18 protein-coding genes are annotated in these 22,961 nt (G+C 41.5%); 8 read left to right on the forward strand and 10 right to left on the reverse strand.

The genetic code is table 11. The features are described from left to right. Window positions 1-70: 70 nt before the first annotated feature. From JWR61_RS27425 to JWR61_RS27435, 3 genes are all read right to left on the reverse strand, one after another. A complete protein-coding gene (locus tag JWR61_RS27425) occupies window positions 71-607 on the reverse strand; it encodes a YceI family protein (RefSeq protein WP_301930831.1) in 537 nt (178 codons plus the stop codon). 82 nt (window positions 608-689) lie between these two features. Beyond that, window positions 690-1,742, reverse strand: a complete 1,053-nt coding sequence (locus JWR61_RS27430; RefSeq protein ID WP_301930832.1) for a Gfo/Idh/MocA family oxidoreductase — start codon at window positions 1,740-1,742, stop codon at window positions 690-692. Between the two features lie 67 nt (window positions 1,743-1,809). Beyond that, a complete protein-coding gene (locus tag JWR61_RS27435) occupies window positions 1,810-2,193 on the reverse strand; it encodes an SET domain-containing protein (protein WP_301930833.1) in 384 nt (127 codons plus the stop codon). A 244-nt stretch (window positions 2,194-2,437) separates the two neighbouring features. On the opposite strand from JWR61_RS27435, the gene mgtE reads away from it, so the two are divergent. After that, window positions 2,438-3,844 (forward strand): magnesium transporter, encoded by a 1,407-nt coding sequence (gene mgtE, locus JWR61_RS27440; protein ID WP_301930834.1) that lies wholly within the window; start codon window positions 2,438-2,440, stop codon window positions 3,842-3,844. Here the strand turns inward: mgtE and JWR61_RS27445 are convergent. Then, window positions 3,836-4,393 (reverse strand): histidine phosphatase family protein, encoded by a 558-nt coding sequence (locus JWR61_RS27445; protein WP_301930835.1) that lies wholly within the window; start codon window positions 4,391-4,393, stop codon window positions 3,836-3,838. The genes mgtE and JWR61_RS27445 overlap by 9 nt on opposite strands. Window positions 4,394-4,602: 209 nt before the next feature. Between JWR61_RS27445 and glmS the strand changes: the two genes are divergently transcribed. From glmS to JWR61_RS27460, 3 genes are all read left to right on the forward strand, one after another. Then, complete coding sequence (gene glmS, locus JWR61_RS27450; RefSeq protein WP_301930836.1) at window positions 4,603-6,438, forward strand: glutamine--fructose-6-phosphate transaminase (isomerizing); 1,836 nt, start codon at window positions 4,603-4,605, stop codon at window positions 6,436-6,438. 133 nt (window positions 6,439-6,571) lie between these two features. Then, window positions 6,572-8,689 carry a DUF4954 family protein gene (locus JWR61_RS27455; RefSeq protein ID WP_301930837.1) on the forward strand — a complete coding sequence of 706 codons (2,118 nt, stop codon included), beginning with the start codon at window positions 6,572-6,574 and terminating at the stop codon, window positions 8,687-8,689. Window positions 8,690-8,698: 9 nt separating this feature from the next. After that, window positions 8,699-9,328: a peptidylprolyl isomerase gene (locus JWR61_RS27460; RefSeq protein WP_301930838.1), complete on the forward strand. Its 630-nt coding sequence runs from the start codon at window positions 8,699-8,701 to the stop codon at window positions 9,326-9,328. 142 nt (window positions 9,329-9,470) lie between these two features. Here the strand turns inward: JWR61_RS27460 and JWR61_RS27465 are convergent, their stop codons facing one another. Continuing rightward, on the reverse strand, window positions 9,471-9,992 hold the full coding sequence (locus JWR61_RS27465) for a YdeI/OmpD-associated family protein (protein WP_301930839.1): 522 nt from the start codon (window positions 9,990-9,992) through the stop codon (window positions 9,471-9,473). Between the two features lie 81 nt (window positions 9,993-10,073). Between JWR61_RS27465 and JWR61_RS27470 the strand changes: the two genes are divergently transcribed. Beyond that, window positions 10,074-11,039 carry a transglutaminase domain-containing protein gene (locus tag JWR61_RS27470; protein ID WP_301930840.1) on the forward strand — a complete coding sequence of 322 codons (966 nt, stop codon included), beginning with the start codon at window positions 10,074-10,076 and terminating at the stop codon, window positions 11,037-11,039. Window positions 11,040-11,127: 88 nt separating this feature from the next. Then, on the forward strand, window positions 11,128-13,332 hold the full coding sequence (locus JWR61_RS27475) for an alpha-galactosidase (RefSeq protein WP_301930841.1): 2,205 nt from the start codon (window positions 11,128-11,130) through the stop codon (window positions 13,330-13,332). A 61-nt stretch (window positions 13,333-13,393) separates the two neighbouring features. Here JWR61_RS27475 and JWR61_RS27480 read toward each other — a convergent pair whose 3' ends face one another. The 3 genes from JWR61_RS27480 to JWR61_RS27490 all read right to left on the reverse strand — a co-directional run bounded on the left by JWR61_RS27480 (window position 13,394) and on the right by JWR61_RS27490 (window position 16,961). Beyond that, entirely contained in the window at window positions 13,394-13,873 is a 480-nt protein-coding gene (locus tag JWR61_RS27480; protein ID WP_301930842.1) for a TlpA disulfide reductase family protein, read from the reverse strand. 158 nt (window positions 13,874-14,031) lie between these two features. After that, window positions 14,032-16,071: a putative porin gene (locus JWR61_RS27485; RefSeq protein ID WP_301930843.1), complete on the reverse strand. Its 2,040-nt coding sequence runs from the start codon at window positions 16,069-16,071 to the stop codon at window positions 14,032-14,034. Between the two features lie 77 nt (window positions 16,072-16,148). Then, complete coding sequence (locus JWR61_RS27490) at window positions 16,149-16,961, reverse strand: purine-nucleoside phosphorylase (RefSeq protein WP_290337097.1); 813 nt, start codon at window positions 16,959-16,961, stop codon at window positions 16,149-16,151. 353 nt (window positions 16,962-17,314) lie between these two features. Here JWR61_RS27490 and sucC point away from each other — a divergent pair, with 353 nt between their 5' ends. Next, window positions 17,315-18,526 (forward strand): ADP-forming succinate--CoA ligase subunit beta, encoded by a 1,212-nt coding sequence (gene sucC / locus JWR61_RS27495; protein WP_301930844.1) that lies wholly within the window; start codon window positions 17,315-17,317, stop codon window positions 18,524-18,526. Between the two features lie 201 nt (window positions 18,527-18,727). Here sucC and JWR61_RS27500 read toward each other — a convergent pair whose 3' ends face one another. Both JWR61_RS27500 and JWR61_RS27505 read right to left on the reverse strand, forming a co-directional pair. Further along, window positions 18,728-19,165: a cytochrome c gene (locus JWR61_RS27500; RefSeq protein WP_301930845.1), complete on the reverse strand. Its 438-nt coding sequence runs from the start codon at window positions 19,163-19,165 to the stop codon at window positions 18,728-18,730. A 6-nt stretch (window positions 19,166-19,171) separates the two neighbouring features. Continuing rightward, window positions 19,172-20,446: a sorbosone dehydrogenase family protein gene (locus tag JWR61_RS27505; protein WP_301930846.1), complete on the reverse strand. Its 1,275-nt coding sequence runs from the start codon at window positions 20,444-20,446 to the stop codon at window positions 19,172-19,174. Between the two features lie 214 nt (window positions 20,447-20,660). Between JWR61_RS27505 and JWR61_RS27510 the strand changes: the two genes are divergently transcribed. Beyond that, complete coding sequence (locus JWR61_RS27510; protein ID WP_301930847.1) at window positions 20,661-22,847, forward strand: penicillin acylase family protein; 2,187 nt, start codon at window positions 20,661-20,663, stop codon at window positions 22,845-22,847. Window positions 22,848-22,961 lie beyond the last annotated feature (114 nt).

Below are 22,961 nucleotides of genomic sequence, written 5' to 3' on the forward strand. Positions count from 1 at the left end.
AAGAAATTCCTATAAAAAAGTGCCGCTTATTCATAAGCAGCACTTGTCAATATATTTTGAATCAGCTAAATCAGGCCTGCTCAATCAATTGTATTTCACTGATAATTCTAACCTCATCGCTCACTACTACACCGCCTGCTTCTGTTACAGCGCTCCAGGTTAATCCAAAATCTTTACGGTTTATTTTTCCGTTGATCGTGAATCCCGCCTTGGTATTGCCATAAGCGTCCTGCACAACTCCGCCAAACTCAACCGATAATTTGATATTTTTTGTTACATCTTTAATGGTAAGGTCGCCGTACATATCGTAAGAACCATCGTTATCAACAGGCTCCGATTTTGTAGCCGTAAACTTTATTTGCGGATATTTTTCAGCATCAAAAAAGTCTGCACTTTTTAAATGTCCGTCCCTTTGTTCGTTTCCTGTATCAACAGAATTTGTATCAGCGGTAAAACTGATTTTTGCCGTTGAAAAATCTTCGTCTTCTGTTGTTACAGATGCCTGGAAGATATTAAAGCTGCCTGTAACATTGGTTATCATCAGGTGCTTTATTTTAAAATGTACTTCGCTGTGTGTTGGGTCTATCGCCCATGATCTTGTTGCCATGATTATTTATTTTTAGTGCAAGTTAATAATTAATGTTTAAACATCGAATTTTTTATTTTTAACAAATTGTTAAATCCAATGCTTAGGCTAGCAATAATTCAACCACTTTTCTTTCCTGGCTGCTTTTAATGGCAGCTTCAATAACCCGGATGATATTAATTCCCTCATCAGCAGTTACCGGAACAGGTTTGCCTTCAGCAATGGCAGCATAGATACCGGCATAATAATCCCCGTAGTTACCCCTGTCCGACGGAATGGTTTCCCTGATCTCCTTACCATCTTTTTCAGTATGCAGTAATCCCTGTTCGCTTGTAGGTTCGGTTCCCCATTGATCGCCGCCCGGCTTTTTGCCTGCCAGCAAATCCGCCTCCTGTACATCGCCCCGGGTTTTAATAAATGATCCCTTCAACCCATGTACCACATTGGCTGGAATTGGCTCCCGGACGATGTTACCTGCTTTTAACCTTACTCTGATTTCAGGATAATATAACTGGATATCAAACCAGTCATCCACTTTTGAAAAGGGTCTTGTTGTGCGTATATCAGCGAACAAAGCCTGCGGCATGCCAAAAATCAGGAGGGCCTCATCAATCAGGTGCGGCCCCAGGTCCATCAGCAAACCAGCTCCTGCATTGGGGGTTTCCTTGTGCAGTTTAGGACCAATCACCGGCTTATACCGGTCATAGTGAAATTCGGCCTCCACTATATCGCCCAATAAATTCTCTGTAATCACTCTTCTCACTGTACGGCAATCGCTGTCGAAGCGGCGGTTTTGGTAGACGCTTAGCATTTTGCCTTTTTGCTGCGCCAGCTTTTTTAACGCTTCGCCCTGTGCTACGGTTGTTGTAAAAGCTTTTTCTACTACGGCATGTTTGCCGGCTTCCAATACTTTGGCAGCGTATTCATAATGGCTGTCGTTGGGTGTATTTACAATCACCAGCTCAATGGCTTCGTCTGCCAGTATAGCTTCCAGCGTTGGGTAGGAAGTAACTTCCGGATAATCGTTTTGGATATTTTTATTGCTTCGCTCCCAGGACCCGCACAATTTAAACCCGGCGTTGGCAGCAATAAACGGTGCATGAAAAATTTTTCCTGACATGCCATATGAAAGCAGGGCTGTTTTGATAATACGCATATTTGAAAATTTGTGTGTATAGAAATTTGTTCTTTGAAATTGTTAGCTGCAGGGATAAATATATTGCTTAATCCGCCTCGAACCAAAGCTTCGCCGGATCATTCCAATCGCCATTGTAATTAATGGTTAGCTCCTCGCCTGGTTTTATTTTTCTGACTGTTTGTACCGCAATTGTTTCTGTTTCATAATCCATAATGTATTCGCAGTTGCTTTTATAACTGTGGTTGTACATGGAGACCAGCCCAAGCGCCATACAACATTGATCTTTCATCTTTCCCCATTCAAAAATATAATCGTGCAGCAACGTCTTGTCCAGCAATAACCTGTCTGCCGCACTCATCACTATTACTGGCGCCACCTCAATAACGGTGTCGGCCTTTATCGCTTTATTTGTAAAAACACCTCTGCCTTTGCCGTTTGAGCTATCAATAAATAATTCTGCTTTTAACATAACCTCACTTTAGACTTAAATGGAGTAATTTGCAAGTTAGTTAAAAGGAAATTTACATTTTTACTAATGTGCCCCTTAGCTGCTTATGCGATTTTAATATTTAATATTGCCAGTAAGGTGATAGGACGTTCCGGTAAAGTTGTTTAAGCTTTAAGTGTAAGTTAAAATGAGATTACGGGAATGATAGTAAAACGCAGTGCAATGAATAGCTTAACAATTTGATGGCCAAAAGCATACTTAACAGATGGCGTTAGAGACAGAAGAAATATCGTTACAACAACAATTTGAAGAAGTAATTGCTTCTGAAGATAAACTGCGGATAAAAGAATTTTTAAATGATCAGAACATCAGCGATGTGGCTGATCTCATTTATGAAAACGAAGATTTTGACAGCCAGATCATCAGTCATCTTTCGCTGCACCGTGCCGCCAGTGTATTTAAAATCCTGGAGCTTTCCACGCAGAAGCGCATCGTTAAAAACCTGCCAGCATTCAATACCGCCGAGCTTTTAAATGAACTGCCGCCGGATGACCGTACAGCCTTTTTAAGCCTGTTGCCAAGCAACGCAGTTAGGGAATTGGTCAAGACATTGAATCCTGAAGAAAGGCGTGTAACCCTGGCTTTACTTGGTTATCCGGAAGGCAGCGTGGGCAGGCTGATGACGCCTGATTACATCTATGTATACGAACATGATACGGTTGAAGATGTATTAAACACCATCCGTAAATACGCCAAAAACAGCGAAACCATTGACGTTATTTATGTGATCAATGATAAAGGAGAGTTGCTGGATGATATTCGTATCAAGGATTTTATCATGGCTTCGGCAGATAAGAGAGTGGATGAATTAATGGATGGCAGGGTAATAACACTGCATGCTGAAGACGACCAGGAGGTTGCCAATGAAGCATTTAAAATGAATAACAGGGTGGCTTTGCCGGTAGTAAGCCGCAGTAATAAATTGCTCGGCATTGTTACGATTGATGACGTACTGTGGGTAGCCAATGAAGAGTTTAGCGAAGACATGCAGAAGATGGGTGGTACAGAGGCCCTGGACGAGCCTTACCTGGATACCCCATTCATCAAACTGATGAAAAAGAGGGCGGGTTGGCTGATTGTGTTGTTTTTTGGAGAATTACTTACCGCCACTGCCCTGGCTTATTTTAACGATGAAATTTCAAAAGCAACTGTGCTTGTAATGTTTATGCCATTGATTGCTTCAAGTGGTGGTAACAGCGGTTCGCAGGCCTCCACCCTCATTATACAGGCGATGGCCGTGGGCGAAGTATCACTGGCAGATTGGTGGCGTGTGATGCGGAGGGAAATTTTTAGCGGCCTTACACTGGGAGGCATTTTAGGCCTGATTGGTTTTATCAGAATCTGCCTGTGGCACATACTGATGAGCCATGGCATTTTACAGGATTTATATGGCATTCACTGGTTACTCGTGGCCATTAGCGTGGGCGTATCGCTGGTTGGTGTGGTACTGTGGGGTACCATTACAGGATCCATGCTGCCGCTTATTTTAAAAAGATTGGGTGCTGATCCTGCGGTGAGTTCTGCGCCATTTGTAGCCACCTTGGTAGACGTGACTGGCCTGATTATTTATTTTTCCGTAGCCTATTTATTTTTAAAAGGTATTTTATTGTAAGGGCTGCATGGTATTGATGCCTGTTGCTTTTGCTGGCTTTGTGCCATACTTTAAGGTGCTAAGTTGTGCTTTCCCTTTCCTGTATTTCACCACAAATAAATTATCAAATTCATTATCTGCAATAGGTTTTACCGGTTGCGTTACGCCTAGTTTTTTTATAAGAATGGGTATCGTATTACTGTGGCCGATGACAAGAATTGTTTTTCCAAAATCATTGTGGGCAGCCATTTTTTCAAGCAGGCTTATGCCGGTTGTATCTGCCAGGTACTGCACTGTATCTATATTCTGTTGAATACGCATGCTATCTGCCGTCATTTGGGTGCGGCGAAACTGTGTTACATAGATATGCTGAACTTTTTTACTTTTCACCACTTTTAGCAAATCACCGGCTCTTTGCTTACCGGCTGTTGTCAACACCGGGTCATTACCGCTTTCTTTTTCTCCATGCCGCACAAGGTAGATCACCGTGCCATTCGCCAGTGCCCTGTTTTGTGCCCGGGCTGAGCAGTGCATCAAAAAAACAATAACTAAAATTGAATATAATTTCATGTAGCTGCTTTACTGCTCAAATGTAGTTAAGCCTTTGTGAATAGCACTGCCCGGACTGGAATAAAAAATTATATTGACCGCATTTTGTTAATTTGCAAATTAAACCATCCCGGCACTATTGGTGGAAGCTCCCTGTAAGCATTTAGGTACAAGTGTGCGACGCCAATGAAGCTAAATAGTTAATCTGCTGCCGGGCTAAAAAAATTTATATGTGTGGAATTGTAGGATATACCGGCCCCAGGGAAGCATACCCTGTAGTAATTAAAGGATTAAAAAGACTGGAATACCGGGGCTATGATAGTACCGGTGTTGCCCTGTTAAACGGCACGGTTAAAGTTTATAAGAAAAAGGGCCGTGTAGCTGAACTGGAAGATTATGCAGTCGGTAAAGAGTTGCACGCACATACAGGTATCGGGCATACAAGATGGGCTACACACGGGGAACCCAGCGACCGGAATGCGCATCCGCATACATCCAGAAGTGGCAAGCTGGCAATGATACACAATGGCATCATTGAAAATTATGTGCAGCTTAAAAAAGACCTTGTAAATAAAGGCTACCACTTTACCAGCGATACGGATACGGAAGTGTTGCTGAATTTCATTGAAGACATTAAAGAGAATAACAACTGCGGACTGGAAGAAGCCATTCGTATTGCACTAAAAAGGGTAACGGGTGCTTACTGTATTTTACTGATCAACGAAGATGACCCGGGCACAATCATCGCCGCACGCAAAGGTAGTCCGTTGGTAATTGGCGTAGGCAAAGGAGAACATTTTTTAGGAAGTGATGCTTCCCCGATGCTGGAATATACCAAAGAAGTGGTGTACGTGAATGACTATGAACTGGCGATTGTAAAACCAGACGAACTGATTCTCAAAAACCTGGGTAATGAAAAAATTACCCCTTTTATAACCAAGCTGGATATGGACCTGGCCGCTATTGAAATGGGCGGTTACGATCATTTTATGCTGAAGGAGATTTTTGAACAGCCCAGTACCATTCATGACTGTTTGCGAGGTCGTTTGGACGCCACAGCAGGTACAATTACCATGAGCGGTGTACAAAATAATATAGAAGCTTTTAAAACGGCACAGCGCATTATAATTGTTGCCTGTGGTACCAGCTGGCATGCGGGGCTGGTAGCCGAATATGTGATTGAAGAATTGTGCCGGATTCCAGTGGAGGTTGAATATGCTTCCGAGTTCAGGTACCGCAACCCGGTTATTAATAAAGGCGATATTATTATTGCTATTTCACAAAGCGGAGAAACTGCAGACACACTGGTGGCCATTGAAAAAGCCAAAGAACAGGGTGCTGTTATTTTTGGAATTGTAAACGCAGTAGGATCTTCTATTGCAAGGTTAAGCAACGGTGGCGCCTATACGCACGCTGGGCCGGAGATTGGTGTTGCCAGTACCAAAGCATTTACCGGCCAGCTTGCTGTGCTGACAATGATGGCTTTAAAAATTGCCAAAGAAAAAGGCACGATAACAGATGAACGCTACAGCAAATTATTGTTCGAACTGGATTCCATTCCTGAAAAAGTGGAAGCTATTTTAAAAGGAGCCAATGCCATTAAAGCGATTGCTGAAAAATACAAAGGCGCAGCAGACGCCTTGTTTTTAGGACGTGGTTATAATTTTCCGATTGCACTGGAAGGTGCGTTAAAACTGAAAGAGATCAGCTATATACATGCAGAAGGCTATCCGGCAGCAGAAATGAAACACGGCCCGATAGCATTGGTAACAGAAATTTTACCGGTGGTTTTTGTGGCTACCAAAGACAGTTACCACGAAAAAATTGTGAGTAACATCCAGGAAATAAAAGCAAGAAAAGGAAAAGTAATCGCCATCATTTCCGAAGGCGATGATGTTATTCCGAGCCTGGCAGACGACGTATTTTTTGTACCGCCTGCCGATGAAATTATGGCGCCATTATTAAGCTGCATTCCATTACAATTGCTGTCGTATTATGTAGGCATCGCTAAAGGTGTGGATGTAGATAAGCCCAGGAACCTGGCAAAAAGTGTGACCGTTGAATAATGATAATTTTTCAAAAGATACCCGTGAAACTCGATATGTCATAAAAACTGTCAGAATTCACCGGCAATTAAAAGGACAAACTTCGCATCGAAGGAATTATCAATTTTCGTTATCCAATTATCAATTATTAAGGATGAACATCATACAAAAACACGCCGTAAATAACCTGGGGTATAATTTTGTTGAAACACAATATATTCCGGCAGGAAAAGATGAATATTATTTGCGCAATATCCAGAATACGGCTGATACCGTTTATAGAAAATTAAACTCGCAGGAAATTGAAACACTGGTTCGCAACCGCAATACATCTGATAACTGGGACCTGATATTTGTCTCTTCTTTCTTCAATGCTGAGCTTGTCAGAAACTGTAAATTTTATGGGTTGGTACGCATCGGTAACCTGGAGCCTTTTTATCTTGAATTTCATAACCTGCGCATGCCTGTTGGTCTGTATAACAGCACAATAATCAGCTGCGATTTGGGTAACAATATTTGCATTGATAACGTCAATTATTTGAGTCATTACATTATTGGCAACGAAGTAATGATTGCCAATGTAAACGAAATTGCCGCTACTGACAAAGCAAAATTTGGCAACGGTATCATTACTGAAGGAGAAGAAGAGGAGACGAGAATCTGGATGGAATTATGCAATGAAAATGGCGGGCGAAAAGTGTTGCCGTTTGACGGCATGCTGCCAGGTGATGCATTTATGTGGAGCAAGTACAGAACCGATGACGCTTTACTGGATAAATTTAAAACCTTTACCCTGCAAAAATTTGACAGCCGTCGTGGATACTATGGTAAAATAGGCGACCGGACAGTAATAAAAAACTGCAGGATTATTAAGGATGTTATGATTGGTACCGACGCCTATTTAAAAGGTGCCAATAAATTAAAAAACCTCACCATTAACAGTGATGCAGAACGCACCTCGCAAATTGGCGAAGGTTGCGAACTGGTGAATGGTATTGTAGGATACGGGTGCAGGATATTTTACGGCGTTAAGGCAGTCCGTTTTGTAATGGCCAGCCATTCACAATTAAAATATGGCGCCCGGTTGCTTAACTCTTATTTAGGTAACAATGCTACGATCAGTTGTTGCGAAGTATTAAACTCCCTGATATTTCCGGCCCATGAGCAGCACCATAATAACTCTTTCTTATGCGCTTCCCTGCTGATGGGGCAGAGCAATATGGCAGCGGGAGCTACCATTGGCAGCAACCACAACAGCCGCAGCCCTGATGGTGAAATTGTTGCCGGTAGGGGGTTTTGGCCCGGGCTGTGCGTGAGCCTTAAACACAATTCAAAATTTGCTTCGTTTAATATCCTGGCCAAGGGCGATTTTCCTGCGGAACTAAATATTCCTTTCCCTTTCAGTTTAGTAAGTAACGATGTGGCCAGGGATGTATTGGTCATCATGCCGGGCTACTGGTTTATGTACAACATGTATGCGCTGGAACGCAATGCATGGAAATATGCAGACCGCGACCGGCGCACGGATAAAATTCAACAACTTGAATATGATTATTTAGCACCTGATACCATTAACGAATTGTTTGATGCACTTAAAATATTGACTACACTCGAACCAAATGAAGAAGGTATTGCAACAACAAATGGATACGAAAATACAAGCCGTACAATCGAAATAGTAAAGGTACCACAGGCCACTACTTTGTTTGCTGAACTAATCCGGTATTATGGCACTATGCAATTGTTGAATCATTTTTTAACCAATAAATTCCGCAGTTTCGATGAATTCAAAAAAACACTGTCTGCCAAAATACAACGCAGTACGTGGTTAAACATCGGCGGACAATTGATTCAGCAAACAGAGATGGAAACATTAAAAAGAAATATTAAAAGCGGCAAGGTAAAGAGCTGGGAAGAAGTACATCATTTCTACCTAACAGAAGGTGTCAACTACCAGCGTGATAAAATGTATCATGCCTACACTTCTCTTTTGGAAATACGTTCTATTACCCCAAGGCAGTTTACTGCTGATTATTTTATCAATTTATTGCAACAGGCAGTGGAAACAAAAACCTGGATGTGCAAAGAAATTTATGAGTCAAGGGCGAAAGACTATACCAACCCTTTCAGAAAGATGGTATACGAAACTACCGAAGAAATGAATAAGGTGGTAGGAAGCCTGGAAGACAATTCTTTTATTCAGCAGCAAGCCGGCAAGTTGGATGAATTTAAAAAACTGGTAAAGTCGGTGACCAAAAAATTAAAAGTCTAAAAAAATTCTGTGAAAAAAATTATTCTTGTTGCTGCACTGCTTATTGCAGGTGCAAATGTGTTTGGCCAAACGGTTGCTGAAATGAAAAAAGTCCTGGATACGACCAGCGATCCCATTGGCTATGTAAAATATCGGCTGAAGAAAAAATACAAAATTGACACAGTTGCTGTAATGAGCAGCACTTCCTTTTTAGGACTTGCAGACAGCCTTGCTTATAAAGGAAAAACAGGCAAAGTATATGGCCCCTGGAAAGGCGCCAACTACCTGATAAAAGTGCTGGCTAAAGTACCCAACACCTATTACCATGTAAGCCATATTTTACTTGACACGACGCTGTTTAAAAAGAATTTCGCCGATTCGATGTCCACCTCTATCATCAATAAAATCCAGGCCGGCACCAGTAGTTTTAGTGATATGGCGGCCACCTACAGCGCCGACCGTGGCTCTTCTTCAAATGGCGGGGATCTGGGCTGGTTTGTACGCGGTGCTATGCTGCAGCAATTGGATGCGGCTATAGCAGCGCATAAAAAAGGAGATATTTTTAAAGTATGGACACCTGCCGGTTTACATATTGTAACCGTAAAAGACAATCCTAAAAAAGATGTTGGTTTTGCCTTGTTGTTAAGGGTAATTCTTTAAGGGAGAATTGTAATTAAGGTAATTTACTGGAAAACACTGACTATGAAGGAGGTTGACACAAGTAATACATTAGTGGCTTCATGTAATTATCAATTTTTCATAGTCGGTAATTTGTAGTGCATAATTCTTTAAGGGCGTCTTCTCAACCATTTAAAAGTTGAGTGTCTTCTTTTGCTGAGCGCAGCATCTGGCCAAAGTTCATTTTTTTACTAATGGCATTTACTGCCATTGCAATGCGTTTTGTTTTGGTGGGTTCTGTCTTGGCACTTTCGATCCATTTACTAAAATAGTGCTGGTGCGATTTTGGAAGCGATTGAAAATATTGCATGGCTGCAGGTTCATCCTGCAAACATTCCATCAGCCACTTATTTACTTCGTAAGGCTTTTTATCTACCGCCAATTGCACCTGCAGTTGGGCCCCTTTTTGTTTACCAATTGCCTTGCGCAGATCGGCTTTCAAAGCCATAATAAAATCTCCCGCTCCCATCGGGATCAATGCCATACCGCTAATAGGGTGCTCATCCAGCTTACCTTTTACCCTGAACGACTTCTTGTTACCAGGCGATAATTGCTGTGCCAAAGCAGCCGGAATTACAATGTACGTCCAGCCGGTTTTCTCCCCCTGTTCCCCGAATTTTAATATGGTTGTTGTAAATTGTATCATTGTTTATTGCTGCAAATTTCAGCAATATTTCATAAAAACAAAATCACGTTGTTTTAACTTTTGTATACTTAATTTTATTGCATGATACCAGCCACAAAAAAAATAGTACTTCTTTTACTTGTGTTGATCAGCACAAAATTAATTGCCCAAAACCGCCACGAAGATTTCAGAGTAGTGGATGAATATGTAAAATCGCTGGGCACTTTGGATACACTCAATATGGGTACCATCAGCTATATTGTTACCAAAAAATTTCCTGATAATAAAGATAAGGCCAGGGCTATTTTCGACTGGATAGCCAATAACATTGCCTTTGATTATAAGTCGGCGAAAAAAAATGACAATGAAAAAAATATTGCAGAAGACGTACTGAAATTCAGAAAAGCCACTTCAGCCGGTTATGCGGCCCTGTTCCAGGATATGTGCAGTGTGGCAAAAATCCGCTGCCTTACAGTAGATGGGTATTTAAGAAACAATGTGGAGCAGTTTACGGATAAGCCGGAAACTTTTAACCATACCTGGAACGTGGTGCAATTGGGCACAAGTCCGGAATCGTGGTTTTATGTTGACCCGACTTTGGGCAGTGGTTACACGGATGATAAGCTAACAACGTTTACAAAAGAATTTAACGACGCTTACTTTTTTGCAGATAAAACCATTTTTAATTATCAGCATTTACCAGACAATCATGCCTGGTTATTAGGCCCGGGAATAAAAAGCAAAAATGATTTTTTCTCGATGCCGTTAGTTAAAAATGCGGCGTACGAATTTGGTGTCGGCAGCTTTTCCCCCAACACTGGTTATATAAAAACCAGTACCAGTAAAACAGTACAATTCAGTTGCAGGCTATCGGGTAATACAAATATCGATATTGTGGCCCTGGCTATTGGTGATGAGAAGAAAAAGAAAATCAAGACGGTAGATTATACCATCAGCGATGGTGTATTACGCTTCGGCTATAAGTTCGCTGAAGAGATCACCTACCCGGTAACCGTGTTAATCAATAACAAGCCAGTACTCGGATATTTTGTTGAAGCGACTGAATAGAGGCTGGATACTGGATAATTCTTGATACTGGATACCTGATACTTGATACAGATTCTCTATACAGACTACGCAAAATAACACCCACAAAATGCGCAACATCCCACGTTTTATTTACCTGATCTTTATTATCCCTTGTTGTAAAATTGCTATTGCCCAACAGAAAAGTATTATTACCTGGTCTGATAAAAACGATATGCTGTCTGAATCAGATTGGTTAATAAAAGCTCCTGTAGTGAAGGCGGCGGTTTTTAGCAGTGCCGATAAAAGGAGCATTATACTATACAACGGACTGGTGAAAAGAACCTTCTTACTTTCCCCCAATTTGGTTTGCACTGACTATAAAAATATGGTTACAGGCCAGCAATTATTGCGGGCGGTATTACCGGAAGCCATGGTGACTATTAACGGCAATGCTTACAACGTGGGCGGGTTAAGGGGGCAACAGGAAAAAGCCTACCTGCTCAATGAGTGGCTGTCAACCTATACAAAAGGTGACGACGATTTCCAGTTTAGCAACTACACCATCAGTGAATTAAAACCCTTTGTAGAATGGAAACCAAACAAGTGGTGGGCATACAATAAAAAACAACCTTCCGGCAAAGTGCTCACTCTCTTTTTCAACAATCCGCAGGCTGCTGTTAAAAATGTAACGATAAAAGTAAACTATGCTATTTATGATAACCTTCCTTTGATTTCAAAGTGGGTTGAAATTGAAAATACCGGGACAGCGCCGGTAATGATCGGCCGTGTGAAAAATGAACTGCTTGCGGTAGTGGAAGAAGAAAGCGCCGTAGTGGGCAGCCCGGATAAAATGAAAAAACAGCAAGGCTTGTACGTTGAAACAAATTATGCCTTCAACAATGCCATGAGATACGAAATCAGTGATCAAACCCTCCATTGGAAAATTGATTCTACCTACACTTCGCAGGTAAATTATGATTATAATACACCCTGCATTTTAGAAGTGTATCCTGATAAAGTTGCTGGTATTGAATTATCGCCAGGCACATCCTTTACATCCGTTCGCAGTTTTGAGTTATTGATGGACAGCTATGACCGGGAAAGAAGAGGATTGGCCGTAAGAAAAATGTATACTGCCATTGCACCATGGACAACAGCGAATCCTATTTTTATGCACCTCGTAAGCAAAAATGATCAGGAAGTAAAAAGGGCCGTTGATCAATGCGCTGCTACAGGATACGAAGCCATCATACTTAGCTTCGGTAGCCATCTAAATATGGAAGATTCTTCGGCCTCTAACACTAAAAAGTGGCAAGCACTTGCTGCATATGCACATCAAAAAAATATTAAGATTGGCGGCTATTCACTATTTAGTTCAAGACGCATTAGTGAAGAAGACGATGTAATCAACCCGGTTACAGGTAAAACAGGCGGCGCCTTTTTTGGCAATGCACCTTGCTTCGGCAGCAAATGGGGACTGGCATACCGGGATAAAATAAAATATTTTTTTTCGCAAACCGGCTTTGATATCTGGGAAAACGACGGGCCTTACCCAGGCGATGTTTGTGCCTCCACAACACATCCCGGCCATACAGGTTTAGATGACAGTCAATGGAAACAAATGGCCATTCAAAAAGACTTATATCACTGGCTGAGTGAACAGGGGGTTTATATCAACGCCCCTGACTGGTATTTTTTAGATGGTACAAATAAAATTGCGGTAGGCTATCGTGAAGTAAATTTTTCTTTACCAAGAGAAAATCAAAAAATACTGAACCGCCAGAATATTTATGATGGCACCTGGGAAAAAACACCCTCTATGGGTTGGGGCTTTGTACCATTAACAAGGTACCAGGGTGGCGGGGAAGAGGCAGTACTGGAGCCATTAAGTGAACACCTGAAAGATTACAAACAATTAATGATGCAATACTATGGTGCCGGCGTGCAGGCTTGTTACCGCGGACCAAGATTGTATGATACTGATGCAACCAAACAAACAGTTATCAATGTAATCAACTGGTATAAAAAATACCGTGCTATTCTCAATGCGGATATCATTCACCTGCGCCGAGCAGACGGCCGGGATTGGGATGGCATACTGCATGTAAATCCTGCATTAAAAACAAAAGGATTATTGATGTTATACAACCCATTAAAGGAAAAAATCACAAGGACCATCCAGGTGCCATTATATTATACGGGCGCCACAGATACCGTGCTTATAAGCGAACAGGAAGGTAAAAAAATACAAAAGAAATTAGACCGGAAATATATGATTGAGCTGTCGGTGACAATCAAACCGGAAAGCTATACCTGGTTTACCATTGAATAATTGTTGATCAATTTTTGCCAAAATAATTTGCTTAAAGTTGGCTTGTAGCGCAACAGATCTATCAATTCAACAGCGCCTGAATTTTGGCTTCCAGTTGGTCTTCAGCCAAATCTATCGCCACAATTTTACCTGTTTTATCCAGTAAAAAAGTATTGGGGATGGCGTTAACACCGTATTTCTCTGCTGTTTTAGAATACCAGCCGGCTTTATCATTTACCTGTGTGTAGTTGATTTTATCCTGTTCAACTGCTTTTATCCAGTCCCGTTTTTTGCTGTCGATAGAAACACCAAAAACTTCAAAACCCTTTGCTTTGTATTTGTTATAAAGACTGATTACACTGGGGATAGAAGCTCTGCAGGGGCCACACCAGCTTGCCCAAAAATCTATTAGTACCACTTTTCCTTTCAATGAAGATAAATGCACCGTGCTGTCTTTTAGCCCGGGTAAAGCAATTTCAGGCGCCATCTGTTCAACCTTTACCTGTGCCTTCGTGCCGGCGGAAACACCCAACATTATCATTAATAGAACAACATTTTTCATTTGCAGCAGTCTTTTTTTCTGAATAAAGAGAGTATAAAATTTAATATTTTTTTTATTGTAATTACCATACCATTGCTGGTTTTAATGCAATACAAATATAGCGATCAGGGATTACAGTAAATCGTTAAAATGCTGGCTTAACAATATCCCGGTAAACATCAATTCACAAAATTCCACTGTATGCCAAACCTTATCACCAGGCCCGGATAGGCATAATGAGGGGCTGCGAAATTATTTTTTGTAAACCCAAACCCGTTTGAAAAATCCATGGTATTTAAATTCTCTGCCCTTATAAAAGCAGTAAAAGATTTTATTCTGAAATGTACAAAAGCACTTATATCGGGCCGGTTCCTGATGGTAAAACTGGTATCGGGTACAAAGAACTGCCCCATAACCGGCGAGTAGTTATAAGCTTTGTATGGAGTGTAATACCTGAACTCCAATCCTGTACTCAAATTAAGATTTTTAAAAAATACGCCTTCGTATGCCAGGCGGTTACGCGTAAAAATCAGTGGCACTTTTACCGGTGCTGCGGCATCCGTTTGCTGCAACGTGGCTTCCGCATACAGATTCCATCGCCTGGTTAATTTTATTTTCTTTGCCGCACTTAACTGCAGCAAATTAATCACCTTACTATATTGCGCAGTTTTATAAAATCCTGTAAAATAAGCGTAGTTGGTAATTAAATAATTAGCGGCGGATAAACTTACAAAAGGGTTGTCTGCGTTAGCTTTTAAGCTAATGACATTTTCTTTTTTATAGCCACCGGCATTGCCGAAATTGAAAGAAGAAAGCGTGTTAAAGATAAAAGAAGGCGTTCGGTTTACATTGCTGAAAGCCAGCCGCACATTTCCCCATTTTTTGTTCAGGTATCTCGCCAGTGAAGCATTGATACTGTAATCACCGGAATTCAGTCCGGCCATATACAATTCTCCATTGGCCAGTATATCCCACAACCGGTTACGGGTTTTATTGCGGTACTCGCCATGTAACATAATATTGTAAAAATTGTGGGTGCCTGTTGCAAAAGTGCCTTTGATGTTTTCAATGCGGGCGCCTGCCATTAAATACTGTGCAACATTTTTTGTATCAGGATAAGTGATAATAGAAAAATCATTCGACACTACTTTCCATTTATCTGTAACTACCAGGCTATCCTTTCGGGTTGAAGTGGAAGTATCCACCATCATAGTGGTATCGTAATAGTTTACGTAATAGCTGGTGTCAGCAGATATCAAATCCCTGAATTGGTAATTATAACTGCTGTAATTTAACGTGTGTTGAAAACGCAGCTTTGAATAAAATAAATATTCAGTGGTGCTGTCGTTGATGGCAATGGAATCTTTTTTGCCCAGGTCGTATGATTGTCTTAAAAAGAAGGTGAAATCTTTATACACATTACCTGTTGTAACAGTAGTGTTGAAAGGATTGAAAGAAGAATTATTGCCACCGAGATTTACCGGTATGGCAAATAGTTTAAAGGTTTTATCTACCAGCAGACTGTCGTTTTTAATACCGCCGCTTTCCGAACTTTTCAGCACGTTGCCCATCAGCATAAAATAGGCTCCGTATCTTTTTCGCTTACCCTGGTAGTTACTAAAAAGCCGGTAACTTTTATGGTTGGTATTTTGAGAAGAAAAATAGCCCGGCGCACTGATCAATCTATATTCTAAACCAAAATTTAAATTGGGTTTGGGGTTCTGGGTATGGATAATACTTACCACCTGTTCCTTGCCCGAACCCAGTTCATAATTCATCCGGGTATAGGGCTTGGTAGTTTTAAAAAAGCGACTGTTTTCTAATGTGTATTTGTAAGCATCAAATGCATGGAACCCTGCATCCCACCCAGCTTTTGCATGAGGCGCATAAATAAGTGAATAGCCGGCGTTGCCATTGTTACCCAGGTATTGTTCGGTAGCAGGTATAGAAAAATATTTATAAAAATCGTTGAGGTTGGTATCAATGCGGATGTTGCGGATAGAATCAAGGTATTTGAAAGTAACCGTGATGGTATCTTTTAAATCATCTCTATGCTCAAAACCTAAACCCAAACTATCACTTTTGCTGCCGCCTTTGCTGCTGCTTCCGCCTTTGCCCATTCCTCCGGCGGCACCTCTAAGCGTTTGCAGGCCCCGTTGCGCAACACCTGCTTTAAAAAACCCCAGCAGCAATAAAGAAAATACTATTTTATACATCATTCAAAATTATTCAACACCGGCAATATGTAATGCGGCTCAAAACCCAAATCAGCCGGTAAAATTTTGCTGCAATATGCTTACAAGCTGGCGACCAATTCCTTAAAAATATGTGTCAGCTTTGGCTCAGCTTCCCTGGCTGCCTGCAACACTTCTGCATGCGTAATTATATTTTCTTCTTCCCTTATGCCAAGATCAGTTATTACACTCATTCCAAAAACATCCAGGCCCATATGTACAGCGGCAATTACTTCCTGCACCGTACTCATGCCAACCGCATCACCTCCTATAATATGCAGTAATTTATATTCAGCCCTTGTTTCAAATGTTGGTCCTGTAACACCGCAATAAACGCCTTCCTTAACATCCAGATTTTCTTTGGCGGCAATTGCTTTTACCTGGCTGATTAAACGCTTGCTGTAAGGTTCACTCATATCCGGAAAACGGGGTCCCATCACCTCTTCATTTTTCCCGATCAAAGGATTAATAACAAAAAGACTAACATGATCTTTAATAATCATCAGATCACCCACCTTATAATCCAGGTTCATACCTCCCGCAGCATTGCTTATAAGCAGGGTGCTGATACCTAAAAACTTCATTACCCTGATTGGAAAAACAACTTCCTGTGGGGTATATCCTTCATAACAATGAAAACGTCCCATCATAGCCACCACTTTTTTTCCTGCCAGTTCGCCAAATATTAATTTTCCATCATGGCCTTCTACTGTACTTACGGGGAAATGCGGGATATCCCTGTAGGCTATTTCTGCTTCTATTTTCATTTCTCCTGTAAAACTACCTAACCCGCTTCCCAGTACAATACCGGCGATGGGCTTGCTTTTATAACGGCTTTGGATATACGCAACTGCCGCATTTATTGTTGTAATCATTTTGCTTGCTTGTTTAGTAGTAAGAGCTGTTTATATCCACCATTTTAGGCTGCACCTCACCATCAAAATGGTTTTGCAAAGAAAGGAAACTAAAAGCAAGGTTGAATTAAAAAAATGGTAAAAAGAAATACCCGTGCTTTCTTCCCCAGGGACGGGGAAATGGAGAATGCTAAACGTGGTTTTTGAACTTTTGACGATTAAAAACTTTCTTATAATGAATAATCCATTTTTATGCTGCAGTCAAGTGACGAATAAGCCACTTTTCTATGACTCTCCAGCAGTAGGATCAGGGTTAAATTATATCCTGCTTATTTCCCCTTCCCTTCTTATCTTCGCAAAAAATTTCTCCAAACATGAACCTTCACGAATACCAGGCTAAAGAGCTGCTTAAAAAATTCAATGTTCCAGTGCAGGAAGGCATTGCCTGCAATACACCTGCCGAGGCAGAAGAAGCATACCGCCAGATACATACCCTATACGATAGTAAGTTTGCTGTAGTGAAGGCGCAGATACATGCTGGTGGCCGTGGTAAGGGTACCATCCGTGGTAAAGAGCAGCGTGGAGTTGCGGTAGGTAAGAATGCCGAAGCAATCAAAGAAATAGCACAAAATTTAATAGGCGGTACATTGGTCACCATCCAGACAGGCCCTGCCGGTAAACTGGTTAACAAAGTACTGGTAGCGCAGGATGTTTATTATGACGGTCCTAATCCTACTAAAGAATTTTACCTGTCTATTTTAATGGACCGGTCAAAAGGCCAGAATGTGATTATGTACAGCACCGAAGGCGGTATGAACATTGAAGATGTGGCACACAACACACCTGATAAAATATACAAAGAATGGGTAAACCCAAGTGGTTTGCTGCAGGCTTTCCAGGCTCGCAAGATTGCTTTTAATCTTGGCCTTAGTGGTACTGCTTTTAAAAACTGCGTGAAATTTGTGACCAATTTATACAACGCTTATGTTGGTTTGGATTGCAGCATGCTGGAAATAAATCCATTGTTCAAAACAAGTGATGATAAAATAATCGCCGTGGATTGTAAAATGGACGTAGACGATAACTCTTTGATGCGGCATGCAGATGTAGCTGGCTTAAGGGATATTAGTGAGGAAGATCCTACAGAAGTAGAAGCCGGAAAATTCAACCTGAATTTTGTAAAGCTGGATGGTAACGTAGGCTGTATGGTAAATGGCGCAGGTCTTGCCATGGCAACTATGGATATGATTAAATTAAGTGGTGGTGAACCTGCCAACTTTTTGGACGTAGGCGGCACTGCGAATGCACAAACAGTAGAGGCCGGCTTTCGTATTATTTTAAAAGATCCAAAAGTTAAAGCAATCCTCATCAATATTTTTGGTGGTATCGTTCGTTGTGACCGTGTTGCACAAGGTGTAATTGATGCCTACAAGTCAATTGGCAATATTGATATTCCAATCATTGTACGTTTACAGGGTACTAATGCTGATGTAGCAAAAACATTAATTGACGAGAGCGGATTGAAAGTTCAAAGCGCCATCCTCTTAAGTGAGGCTGCAGCGTTGGTGAATAAAGCAGTTGCTTAATCGCGGATGGCTGATTTTTGATGTCTGATTTCTTTCAGTTTGGGTGGAATGCCTTGACTTGATACAGCCGTCGATTCAAAATAGATTAAACGAAAAATGTCCCATTTTAAGTGGGACATTTTTCGTTTAAATATTTGTGTCTTAAGGTTCGCATTGTCCACACCCTAAATTCACCATTCACTGTTCACAACTCACCACTCACTATTTAACCACTTTCGCCCTTGTTATCTTCACATCCATGGTAGTTACTGCGGGCTTTTTATTTCCAAAACTGTTGCGCACATAGGTGAGTACATCTGCCACCTGTTTATCGGTGAGATAATTAAAAGAAGGCATTACGTTGTTGTATCTTTCTCCATTGATTTCTACCTGGCCCATACCATTCAGTACGGTTGTTATCAGCCTGGGTTTAGGCCCGTTTATAAAAGCAGTTTTAATTAAAGGAGGATTCAGATTTTCAACACCACCTCCATCGGGCAAATGGCAGGAAATGCAGAACTGAGTGTAGACTGCTTCTCCGGACGTTATTGAGGCCTTAAGACCTGCTACCGGCGATTTGGTAACCGGCTTCTTTTGCTGGGCAAAACCTGCTGTTGCAAGCAGTAATTGTATACCTGCGAGTAATATTTTCGTACGCATATTTCTTTAAGGAGTGTAGGTTATTTTGTAGAGAAATCCTTTTGAATCATCGGTTACATACAGTGAACCATCAGGTCCCTGGGCTAGTCCGCATGGACGATGATCGGCACGGCCTGAAGCAGTTTTTTCAGGAGAGCCCGAAAAATTATCTGCAAATATTTCCCATTCGCCGGCAGGCTTTCCATCTTTAAAAGGCTGAAACACCACAAAGTAACCCGCCTGTGGTTCGGGTGACCTGTTCCATGATCCGTGAAAGGCAATGAAAGCACCATTTTTATATTTTTCCGGAAATTGATTGCCTGTATAGAACAATAATCCGTTGGGCGCCATGTGGGCAGGATACGCTGCCGCCGGTTCCAGGTATTTTGAATCCGCTGCAGTCTTTCCATCGCCGCCGTATTCGGGCGCAAGTATGTTTTTGTGTTGCGCCAAATCATAGTACAGGTAGGGCCAGCCTGCATCATCTCCTTTCTTTAAAGCAAACATACATTCTGCCGGGTTTAGGGCTGATTGCTGTACCGTATATAAATCGGGGAATATATCATGCAACTGATCCCTCCCGTGTTGCATTACAAAGAGCTGATTGTTCTGCTGGTTCCAGTCGAGGCCAACAATATTTCTTAGTCCTGTTGCATACCTGACTCCGTCGGCATAGGTTTGATTGAGCTTATCATGTTTAAACATCCAGATACCACCGGCAGAATCCAGCATCGGGCAACCTTTTCTGCCCATAGAACCTTTTTGCCTGTCTTTTTCCTGGCAGCTGTTTAACCAGGCCCCAATATTTACATAGATGTTACCTTCGTTATCCAGTACCAGTGATTTTGTTTCATGCTGCCAGCGGTTAATTAATCCGGTTACTATTTTTTCCGGCGCTGCCGGATTGATGACTTCATTTTTTGCATCAAGTTTATACCTGAAAACTTCTTCATTGCTGGAACTGTAGAGGTAGCCGTCTTTAATGTATATTCCTGTGCCGCCATAATTACCAAACCCGTTTTTAACAACCGCTTTGCCATTGGCTTCCTGTAAATAAATAGTGCCCTTGCCGTTAACCGGCTTTGCCAGCCGTACATAAATTCCACCCTGGGGCGTTACAACAATATGCCGGGCCTTACCCATATTTTCCGCAAGTATCGTCGCCTTAAATTTGGCAGGCAATTTCAAGCCTGCGTTGTCATCTGTTATTTTTAAAACAGGCTTAACGCTTGTTTGTGCGCCAGCCTGCGTTGTACAAAATATCGCAGCAATGACCCCTGCGTAAACGAAAACTTTTTTCATTTGTTGATATTTATTTTCTAAAAAGTATATAAAGATAATTACCCAACTGCTATTACAATTAACTGGCAAAACTGTTGAACTAAATCTACAAATTGGCTGTTTTCATTTTTTACCCAATTATAACAACAAACTGTTAAGCCTTTCTATTTACCATCACGAAGCACTTGCAACTTTATACCAGCAGTGGTTCTTTATCTTTACAAAAAATAAAACAATGCCTGTAAAAAAAATATTGCTGCTGTTGCTGGTACCGATACAATTATTGGCCCAAAATTTTTCCGGTAAAGAAATCAGCCGCTGGCAGCACCAGGCTAAACAGGTAACCATTACAAGAGATAACTGGGGCATTCCCCACATCAGTGGCAACACGGATGCCGATGCTGTATTTGGATTATTGTATGCGCAGTGCGAAGATGATTTTAAAAGAGTAGAACTAAACTACATTGAAAAGTTGGGCAGGATGGCAGAGATAAAAGGAGAAGCCGTTTTGTACGATGACCTGTTGCTGCAATTATTGATTGACACTGCGGATGCGAAAAAAGATTACAATACAGCCGCCCCGTGGTTAAAAAAATTATTGAATGCTTATGCGGATGGTATTAATTACTACCTGTATAAAAATCCACAGGTAAAGCCACTAATGATCCATCGCTTTCAGCCATGGTACCCACTGTTGTGGACTGATGGCAGCATTGGTGCTATTAACACGGCAGATATTTCCACCGCTGAGTTAAAGAATTTTTATAGCGGTGACGCAAAACCTGCGGTTGCATTGGCAAAAGATCCTGATCAGCAAACAGGTTCCAATGGCTTTGCATTTGGTCCTTCTGTTACTGCGAGCGGCAACGCCATTTTATATATCAACCCGCATGTGACATTTTATTTCAGGCCCGAAGTGCAGGTTACCAGTAAGGAAGGGTTGAATGCATATGGCGCTGTTACCTGGGGCCAGTTTTTTGTTTACCAGGGATTTAATGAGCATTGCGGCTGGATGCATACCAGTAACAATGTGGATGTGGCCGACTTATACGAAGAAAAAATAAGCACAAAAAACAAACAATTTTTTTACGAATACGATCACCAGTTAAAACCCGTAAGGCAAAAGAAAATCGTATTGCGGTTTGCTGAAAATGGATTGTTGAAAACAAAAAATATTACCGCCTTTTTTACGCAGCACGGGCCAGTGATGGCCATGCGCAATAACAAATGGATCAGCCTGAAATCTTTCAACCGTTCTGCCATTAGTTTAAAACAAAGCTGGCTGCGTACCAAAGCGAAGGGATTTGACGATTATAAAAAAGTAATGGACCTGAAAGCCAATACAAGCAACAATACCGTATATGCGGATGACAAAGGCAATATCGCTTACTGGCATGGTAATTTTATACCTATCCGGGATAAAAAGTTAAACTGGGCATTGCCGGTAGATGGATCCACTTCTGCTACGGAATGGAAAGGTTTACACGAACAGCAAGATATTGTGCACCTGTTTAACCCACCTAACGGATGGCTGCAAAATTGCAACTCCACTCCCTTTTCTGTTGCCGGAAATTATAGCCCGAAAAAAGAAAATTACCCTGCGTACATGGCGCCTGACGGAGAAAATTTTCGTGGTGTAAATGCGGTGAGAATTTTAGGCTTGGAAAATAAATACACCGTTGATAAAGTGATTGCAGCAGGTTATAATACTTATCTTTCAGCATTTGAAGTGTTGGTTCCGGCACTCATCAATTCATTTGAAAAGAGTATTGCGAGCGGGGATACTACTTACAATAATTTGAAAGAACCCATCGCAATTTTAAAAACCTGGGATTATCATTCTGGCGAATCATCTGTGGCCACCACGCTGGCCATTGAGTGGGCTCAGAAATTGGACAAACTGTTACAGAAAGTATATGTAGATGAAGGTGAAACAGACCAGGTACAAAACACCAAACACTTCGCTGCTGTTGCAACGGCAGCACAACTGCTGCCACCACTAACAGTTGTTGTAAATGAATTAACGGGTAAGTTTGGTAACTGGCAAATTGCCTGGGGCACCATCAACCGTTTTCAGCGGATTACTGACAATATTCCTGATGAATACCACGATAGTTTGTCCAGTTTACCCATGGGTTTTGCCTCGGCATTGTGGGGACAAATACCATCTTATAACAGCAAATATTTCGCACGTAATAAAAAGCGGTATGGTGTAAGTGGTAACAGTTTTATTTGTGCTGTTGAGTTTGGGAAAAAGATAATTGCAAAATCATTACTGGCTGGTGGTGAAAGTGGCGATCCATCATCCAAACATTTTAAAGATCAGGCTGAAATGTACACCCATGGCCAGTTTAAAGAAGTATTGTTTTATCCGGAAGATATAGCGAAGCACGCAGAAAAAAAATATCATCCGGGCGAATAGTTTACTTCCAGCGGGTAAAAATGCATTAGGGATTGAAGCGGAAAGCCCGCAGCTGAGGGTTTGCGCATGCGTTTATGCGAGGACTTGCAGCGTAAAGCCCGGCCCGCAGCAGCG

The organism is Ferruginibacter sp. (assembly GCF_028288465.1).
Classification (GTDB): Bacteria; Bacteroidota; Bacteroidia; order Chitinophagales; family Chitinophagaceae; genus Ferruginibacter.